Annotated in this window: 6 protein-coding genes and 2 pseudogenes; 5 read left to right on the forward strand and 3 right to left on the reverse strand. The window is 58.4% G+C overall.

Annotated elements, in window-relative coordinates; genetic code table 11:
* The 4 genes and pseudogenes from FPP74_RS12055 to FPP74_RS12070 all read left to right on the forward strand — a co-directional run.
* Window positions 1-75: pseudogene (locus FPP74_RS12055) on the forward strand (IS6 family transposase); the annotation flags it as partial.
* A 5-nt stretch (window positions 76-80) separates the two neighbouring features.
* Window positions 81-449, forward strand: a complete 369-nt coding sequence (locus tag FPP74_RS12060; protein WP_012360778.1) for a recombinase family protein — start codon at window positions 81-83, stop codon at window positions 447-449.
* 65 nt (window positions 450-514) lie between these two features.
* The gene (gene aph(3'')-Ib / locus FPP74_RS12065) at window positions 515-1,318 is read left to right on the forward strand and encodes an aminoglycoside O-phosphotransferase APH(3'')-Ib (RefSeq protein WP_001082319.1); all 804 of its coding nucleotides are present in this window, start codon (window positions 515-517) and stop codon (window positions 1,316-1,318) included.
* A complete protein-coding gene (locus tag FPP74_RS12070; protein WP_000480968.1) occupies window positions 1,318-2,154 on the forward strand; it encodes an aminoglycoside O-phosphotransferase APH(6)-Id in 837 nt (278 codons plus the stop codon). The genes aph(3'')-Ib and FPP74_RS12070 overlap by 1 nt, the downstream gene beginning before the upstream one ends.
* A 105-nt stretch (window positions 2,155-2,259) precedes the next feature.
* Here the strand turns inward: FPP74_RS12070 and FPP74_RS12075 are convergent.
* The 3 genes and pseudogenes from FPP74_RS12075 to FPP74_RS12570 form a co-directional block, all read right to left on the reverse strand.
* Window positions 2,260-2,358 (reverse strand): annotated as a pseudogene (locus tag FPP74_RS12075) (IS481 family transposase); the annotation flags it as partial.
* Window positions 2,358-3,533: a chloramphenicol efflux MFS transporter Cmx gene (gene cmx / locus FPP74_RS12080; protein WP_005297378.1), complete on the reverse strand. Its 1,176-nt coding sequence runs from the start codon at window positions 3,531-3,533 to the stop codon at window positions 2,358-2,360. The pseudogene FPP74_RS12075 and the gene cmx, both read right to left, overlap by 1 nt.
* Window positions 3,534-3,554: 21 nt before the next feature.
* A complete protein-coding gene (locus FPP74_RS12570) occupies window positions 3,555-3,608 on the reverse strand; it encodes a chloramphenicol resistance leader peptide (protein WP_011113070.1) in 54 nt (17 codons plus the stop codon).
* A 274-nt stretch (window positions 3,609-3,882) separates the two neighbouring features.
* On the opposite strand from FPP74_RS12570, the gene FPP74_RS12095 reads away from it, so the two are divergent.
* Window positions 3,883-5,061 carry an IS256-like element IS1249 family transposase gene (locus FPP74_RS12095; RefSeq protein WP_005323424.1) on the forward strand — a complete coding sequence of 393 codons (1,179 nt, stop codon included), beginning with the start codon at window positions 3,883-3,885 and terminating at the stop codon, window positions 5,059-5,061.
* The last annotated feature ends 189 nt before the right edge of the window (window positions 5,062-5,250 follow it).

Consider the following 5,250-nt stretch of genomic DNA (forward strand, 5'->3'; position numbering starts at 1 on the left):
GGCCAGGCCTCAGCATTTTATTATGGTGATCCCCTGGGCGAAATGCGCCTGGTAAGCAGAGTTTTTGAAATGTAAGGCCTTTGAATAAGACAAAAGGCTGCCTCATCGCTAACTTTGCAACAGTGCCCGCTCAGATCGACACCACGACTGCGTCCGGTCGCATGGTGTTCGGAATCTTCGCCACCTTGGCCGAGTTCGAGCGGGATCTGATCCGAGAGCGCACCATGGCGGGTCTCGCCTCCGCGAGAGCGCGCGGTCGCAAGGGCGGACGAAAATTCGCGCTCACCAAAGCTCAGGTGCGTCTCGCGCAAGCCGCCATGGCCCAGCGCGATACTTCAGTTTCCGATCTCTGCAAGGAACTCGGCATCGAGCGCGTCACTCTCTACCGATATGTCGGTCCCAAAGGCGAGCTCAGAGACCATGGAAAGCATGTTCTCGGACTTACGTAGCAACTCGTTTCTTTTCGCAGGTTGAGCCACCTCCGCGCTTCATCAGAAAACTGAAGGAACCTCCATTGAATCGAACTAATATTTTTTTTGGTGAATCGCATTCTGACTGGTTGCCTGTCAGAGGCGGAGAATCTGGTGATTTTGTTTTTCGACGTGGTGACGGGCATGCCTTCGCGAAAATCGCACCTGCTTCCCGCCGCGGTGAGCTCGCTGGAGAGCGTGACCGCCTCATTTGGCTCAAAGGTCGAGGTGTGGCTTGCCCCGAGGTGATCAACTGGCAGGAGGAACAGGAGGGTGCATGCTTGGTGATAACGGCAATTCCGGGAGTACCGGCGGCTGATCTGTCTGGAGCGGATTTGCTCAAAGCGTGGCCGTCAATGGGGCAGCAACTTGGCGCTGTTCACAGCCTATCGGTTGATCAATGTCCGTTTGAGCGCAGGCTGTCGCGAATGTTCGGACGCGCCGTTGATGTGGTGTCCCGCAATGCCGTCAATCCCGACTTCTTACCGGACGAGGACAAGAGTACGCCGCAGCTCGATCTTTTGGCTCGTGTCGAACGAGAGCTACCGGTGCGGCTCGACCAAGAGCGCACCGATATGGTTGTTTGCCATGGTGATCCCTGCATGCCGAACTTCATGGTGGACCCTAAAACTCTTCAATGCACGGGTCTGATCGACCTTGGGCGGCTCGGAACAGCAGATCGCTATGCCGATTTGGCACTCATGATTGCTAACGCCGAAGAGAACTGGGCAGCGCCAGATGAAGCAGAGCGCGCCTTCGCTGTCCTATTCAATGTATTGGGGATCGAAGCCCCCGACCGCGAACGCCTTGCCTTCTATCTGCGATTGGACCCTCTGACTTGGGGTTGATGTTCATGCCGCCTGTTTTTCCTGCTCATTGGCACGTTTCGCAACCTGTTCTCATTGCGGACACCTTTTCCAGCCTCGTTTGGAAAGTTTCATTGCCAGACGGGACTCCTGCAATCGTCAAGGGATTGAAACCTATAGAAGACATTGCTGATGAACTGCGCGGGGCCGACTATCTGGTATGGCGCAATGGGAGGGGAGCAGTCCGGTTGCTCGGTCGTGAGAACAATCTGATGTTGCTCGAATATGCCGGGGAGCGAATGCTCTCTCACATCGTTGCCGAGCACGGCGACTACCAGGCGACCGAAATTGCAGCGGAACTAATGGCGAAGCTGTATGCCGCATCTGAGGAACCCCTGCCTTCTGCCCTTCTCCCGATCCGGGATCGCTTTGCAGCTTTGTTTCAGCGGGCGCGCGATGATCAAAACGCAGGTTGTCAAACTGACTACGTCCACGCGGCGATTATAGCCGATCAAATGATGAGCAATGCCTCGGAACTGCGTGGGCTACATGGCGATCTGCATCATGAAAACATCATGTTCTCCAGTCGCGGCTGGCTGGTGATAGATCCCGTCGGTCTGGTCGGTGAAGTGGGCTTTGGCGCCGCCAATATGTTCTACGATCCGGCTGACAGAGACGACCTTTGTCTCGATCCTAGACGCATTGCACAGATGGCGGACGCATTCTCTCGTGCGCTGGACGTCGATCCGCGTCGCCTGCTCGACCAGGCGTACGCTTATGGGTGCCTTTCCGCAGCTTGGAACGCGGATGGAGAAGAGGAGCAACGCGATCTAGCTATCGCGGCCGCGATCAAGCAGGTGCGACAGACGTCATACTAGATATCAAGCGACTTCTCCTATCCCCTGGGAACACATCAATCTTACCGGAGAATATCGTTGGCCAAAGCCTTAGCGTAGGATTTCGCCCTCTCCCGCAAACGACCCCATCTTTGCGGCGATCGTGGCCGGATAGCCGTCTTCGACAATCAGCCGAGCTAACCGGAGACGGGCACGAGGAGTGAGAAGAGCGTTCGGATGGGTCATCAATTGGCCTCCGCCGCGGTCTTCGTAAGCGCGCGTCTGGTGAGAAGCATGATGACGAGAGCGATCGCTGTCAGCACCGAAGCGACCCAAACCGGCGCGAGCAGCCCCAGCCCGGTCGCGAGCCCGAGCGCACCAAGCACGGGCCCCGCTGCAGCTCCGATATTCAATGCTGCGGTTGCGTACGAACCGCCCATCGTTGGCGCACCCGATGCTGCATACAGCACACGCGTGATCAGAGTACTGCCGACGCCGAACGACAGGAATCCCTGAACGAGGACGAGGACGATAAGCGCAACGGGATGAGATGCGACCACTGCCAACACGATCCAGCCTGTCAGCAATAGCGGTCCGCCGACTGCGAGCACGAGGCCAGGTCGTTGATCTGATAGTCGTCCTGCGATCGTGACGCCAAGGAACGATCCGATGCCGAACATCACCAGCGCGACGGACACCCACGCTTCGGCCAAGCCCGCGGTCTCGGTCACGATGGGTGCCAGGAAGGTGAATGCCGCAAAGGTCCCTCCGTTGATCAGCGCTCCGAGTGCCATGGCCAGGATGAGCCGCGGCGTCGCCAACTGGCTGAGCTCGACACGGAGCCTTGGTGAGGTCGCGCTAGTCTCGCTCCGACCAACATTGTTCGTGACGCCACGAATGACTCCAACGGCCGCGGGAATACAGAGGATGGCGATCGCCCAGAACGTCGTTCGCCAGCCCAGCGCTGTGCCGAGCAGTGCCCCGGCGGGGACGCCCACGACGGTTGCGATCGTCGTGCCGGAGAGCAGGATCGACAGTGCACGCCCCTTCTGGTTCGCTGGCACGAGGGTAGTGGCCGTGCTCAGTGCTACGGCGAGGAATCCTGCGTTTGCGAGAGCGCTGAGCACCCGGGTGATGAGCAGGAGAGAGAACACTGGTGTCATCGCTCCGATGACGTGGCTTCCCGCGAACACGAGAAGGCAAACGATCAATGTGAGCCGCGGTGGCCAACGGCGAGCGAATGCCGCCATCACTGGCGCGCCGACGACCATACCGACTGCGAATGCGGAGGTCAGCAGGCCCGCAGTGCCGACCGAGACGTCAAGTTCGGTCGCGATCGCGGGGAGCAATCCCGCGAGCATGAATTCTGAAGTGCCCATGACGAAGACCGCCAGGGCAAGCATGTAAAGGGCAAAAGGCATCGAGTACTCCGAGGTGTGAGATCAAGAAATGGTTCTTCTTGTCACCACGGCCAGCGCCCCGGGTACGCCAGACATACGCCCACACAGATCGTGGGCGTCGTAACTAGTGGTTCAAGGGGCTGGCGGTGTGACCGACAACCCCTGACCTGTCTGATTCGGGACTCGACATGCCCCAAACTCTAACATGCCTTCAATGGCAAGCGGTCTGGACAGATACTTCTTGAATCGGCACGGTGTCATTACGGGCGGGGGCCAGAACAACGTCCCTGGACATCACATCTAGCCCCCGACGGGAAATCCTCGGTGTGGCAGCCGTGATGTGCTATGCGCGGCGTGGTGTGGTGTCGCAATGTCGAAGAACCAACCACGCTGCCACTGCGGCGGTGAAATGAAACGCAACGGCACCACCAGCAAAGGCACCACCAGATGGCGCTGCAAACAATGCGGCGCCTCCAGCGTCAAACGTCGAAACGACATCACCAACGCGGCAGTGTTCACCCAGTTCATCGAGCATTGCACCACCGCAATATCACTCGACGACCTAGCCAAACGAAACGGTGTTAGCCGCGCCACCATGAAGCGGCGCTTCAAGTGGTGCTGGCTCGTTGATGTGCCTGACCCCACCGCCGGCCACCACAAGCGGATCTACGACCAGGTATTTCTCGATGGCACCTACACCGCCGGTGGCTGCCTGATCGTCGCGGCGACCATCGACCACGTGATCGCCTGGCACTGGTGCAAACACGAAACCACCCGCGACTACCAACTGCTGCTTGAACGCATCGAAGCCCCACTCATCGCCGTCATCGACGGCGGCCAAGGCGCATACAGCGCAATCAAAAAGTGCTGGCCGACTACGAAAATTCAACGCTGCCTCGTCCACGCCCAACGCGTGGTCCGCCGCTACACCACCACCAACCCACGCACCGATGCCGGGCGCACCATCTACCGACTTGCGCTGAAACTGACCCGGATCACCACACTGGATGAAGCCGCCGCGTGGGGTGTGCAACTGCACGAGTTTTCAACGATCTACCGGGAATGGATGAACGAGAAAACCATGATCAAAGACCCCAAAACAGGTGCATGGACCCGCGTGTGGACCCACCACAACGTGCGCAAGGCCTACAACAGCCTCAACCATCTTTGGCGGTCCGAGATGCTGTTTGTCTACCTCAACCCGCCAGCAGGAGTCCTTGCGCCCGAGCGGATCAAATCCACCACCAACAGCTTAGAAGGCGGCATCAACGCCCAGCTCAAACTGCTCGCCAGAACCCACCGCGGCAGATCAGGCGAACGACAACGCCGCATGCTGGATTGGTGGCTCTACTTAAAAACGGAACTGCCTGACGATCCAGTACGAATCGCCAGGCAGTCCGACTGGGGCCAGGGCCAACTCGCCAAAGTATCCACCCTGACCCAAACCGAGAACCAAGCCGACCACGAAACAGGACGCCCAGCCCTCTACGACAACGCTATCGACACCGACTACACCCACTCAATCGGCATTCAAAAAGGCCAAATCTAAGGGTTAAGCGACAAAATGTGTGCTTTTTGAGCTATAGATTCCCGGTCTTACCTCCGGCTACGGGCGGGAAAGTGCTCGTCGAATCGGGATTCCTGGCTTGCAACATGAAGGTCCACCACTCCAGCCATGAGATGTGCTACTGGCACTGGCTGTTAAACCAGCCTGCATGCCAACTCAACACAGAAAGAG

Source organism: Corynebacterium sp. NML180780 (assembly GCF_007786415.1).
Classification (GTDB): Bacteria; Actinomycetota; Actinomycetes; order Mycobacteriales; family Mycobacteriaceae; genus Corynebacterium; species Corynebacterium gottingense.